The 2,143-nt window shown below is 63.5% G+C and carries 2 protein-coding genes, 1 tRNA gene and 1 pseudogene; 1 reads left to right on the top strand and 3 read right to left on the bottom strand.

Translation table 11 applies throughout. The features are described 5' to 3' along the window. Window positions 1-347, bottom strand: a 347-nt coding sequence (locus tag JSE7799_RS09455; RefSeq protein WP_186201894.1) for a transposase, incomplete at its 3' end; no start/stop codon positions are given. Between the two features lie 205 nt (window positions 348-552). Beyond that, window positions 553-1,074, bottom strand: a complete 522-nt coding sequence (locus JSE7799_RS09460; protein WP_055663405.1) for a Hint domain-containing protein — start codon at window positions 1,072-1,074, stop codon at window positions 553-555. 128 nt (window positions 1,075-1,202) lie between these two features. Between JSE7799_RS09460 and JSE7799_RS09465 the strand changes: the two genes are divergently transcribed. After that, window positions 1,203-1,287, top strand: a tRNA-Leu gene (locus JSE7799_RS09465). Window positions 1,288-1,794: 507 nt separating this feature from the next. Here the strand turns inward: JSE7799_RS09465 and JSE7799_RS09475 are convergent. Next, window positions 1,795-2,143: pseudogene (locus tag JSE7799_RS09475) on the bottom strand (integrase core domain-containing protein); the annotation flags it as partial.

Below are 2,143 nucleotides of genomic sequence, written 5' to 3' on the forward strand. Positions count from 1 at the left end.
GTCGGCTGCGAACACAAGGCTGGCTCCGTTTCCGGCCCGCGCTCCAGCGCAATCCTGAAGCTGGGATCGTACCGAAGGGCTGCCGCGTCGTTGCCGTCTTCGTATCCCGCCCCGATCATCATGATCCGGAACCGGATGATGTCGCACAGGCTATGCTGAACTTTCGCCGGGTCACGCGGATCGTGCAGGCAATCTGCGAGCCGCTGCGCCAGACCCGCCCTGCGCTCGATCTCGCGCAGCAGAGTTAGGCCGGCGTCGGAGCTCATGTCGGCGCCGTCAAATCCAAGCAGGATCGGCTTACCGTTAAGGGGTGACAGGCGGGGCGTGGAGCACGTAGACTGGGTCATGGCGGAGGTCGTCCTGCTGAAATCTGAATCTTTGGCGTCGATAACCAAGAAATACAGAGTTTCAGACGGTTACGCCACCTCCGCCGCCTTCTCGTGAATTATGTGGGTTAGGCCCTCCTTGACTGAGCGGTCTTCCGGTGCTGCCATACCAGCGCAGATTTCCGGTTGCCTTCTCCTGCGCCGGGGCGCCCGCAGGCGGCCTCGTTCACACGGCGGCAAGCAGCTTCGCCGGAAAGGTCTCGGTCCGCCCGGTCTGCATCTCCACACCATTGGCATAGACTGTCAGGGGCGCGCCGAAATCGAGCTGCACGAAATGCGCATGCATTGCACGACCGCCCTTTTCCTCGCACAGCTCGCCCGCCGCGACGACAGCGGAGGCACCGGTGGATACCGAACCGGCCAGCCAGTCGCGGATCGTCACCTGCTGGTCGGCGGCCACGACCGTGTCGCGTGCTGGCCGATTTCGCCCGAGGGTGCCGGCGCGGATATGACAACCTCTCCCCTCGACCGTCCCGACGGATTTGAGCACGGCCATTCCGCATTCCCGCGTGACGATCCGGTCCCCCGCACAAAGCGCCTCGGCGGGCACTTCGCCACGCGCGGTAAGGACCAGCGTTTCCGCCTCGATTCCGCCCTGCATCTCCGGTTTAGCCATCTCGGCGGGAAAGACGGCGGTGGCACCCAGCAGGGTAAGTTCCTCGGCCCTGTGGCGAAGCTGGACGGTCATGGCAGTGATCCTGTCGGTTGTGAGGCAGTGCCTTTTCGTGCGTTCCCATTGCGGCAGGATCGGGGCGGGTGCTGGGACTCTTGGTGTCTCTTTCCCCCTGTTTGGTTGAGTGATAAGGAGCCGGTGATGCGGGTGTGGCGGAACTGGTAGACGCACCAGATTTAGGTTCTGGCGCCGCAAGGCGTGGGGGTTCGAGTCCCTTCACCCGCACCACTTAGCTTTTTGTTGAGCATTTATCGTTCATGTTGAAGGTGCCCAGGTTTCGCACTTGGTTTCGCACATTCATGTTCTGAACTTGTTCTGTTCTCACCGGCCGCGACGCTGCTGAGCCCGCTTCGATGCCGCCCGCTGGTTCGCCTGAGCGCGGTACTTTTGAACCATATGAAGAGTCTTATGACCGGTGACGGCCTAAATCTCAGCATCGCTGCAGCCGGCCTCGGCAAGAAGCCGCGCCGCCGTATATCTCCAGCCATGGGGTACCAAGCGGCTCTCGCCATGCATGAGGCCCACACCGATCCGCACCTCTTCCACCGCCTTTTGAGCAGCTCTCTTACCAATTGGCTGCGCAAGGTTGTGCGCGAGGACGGTGTTCGTCAAGGTAGTTGTCGCCTGCACTCGTTTTCACGCTGCGTTCTCGGCTGGGCCGGCCATGGGGCCGCCGCCGCCAGCTTGATGGGGGAGCGCGTCGGCAGCCCCATGGCCTCTGCGCCCGGCATCGGGTCGCTCGGGGTTAAGCCAGACCGAGCCGATGGGCTGCCAGTCGCGGGTCTGACCTGACCAGCGTTCCGGGTGTACGGCGCGGGCCATCTGGTAGACGCGGTGGCGCTCTGCCAGCAGCGCCTTTTCCTCGCCACGATGGCGCTGGTCGGGTGTCACGAAGCGGATGGCGCTGTGCCGATGCTCGGTGTTGTACCAGGTGACGAAGGTCTGGACCCAGATCTGCGCCTCCTCGATCGTCGCGAAGCCGCGGGTTGGCCAACCGGGCGTATATTTGCAGGTCCGGAACAGGGCCTCGGAGAACGGATTGTCATTGCTGACCCGGGGTCGGCTGAACGACGCGGTCACGCCG

Source organism: Jannaschia seosinensis (assembly GCF_001408515.1).
In the GTDB taxonomy this organism is placed as follows: domain Bacteria; phylum Pseudomonadota; class Alphaproteobacteria; order Rhodobacterales; family Rhodobacteraceae; genus Jannaschia; species Jannaschia seosinensis.

What these genes read in the sequence shown, in the direction of transcription:
- JSE7799_RS09460 (WP_055663405.1), bottom strand. Translation starts at nt 1,074, where the DNA reads ATGACCGTCCAGCTTCGCCACAGGGCCGAGGAACTTACCCTGCTGGGT.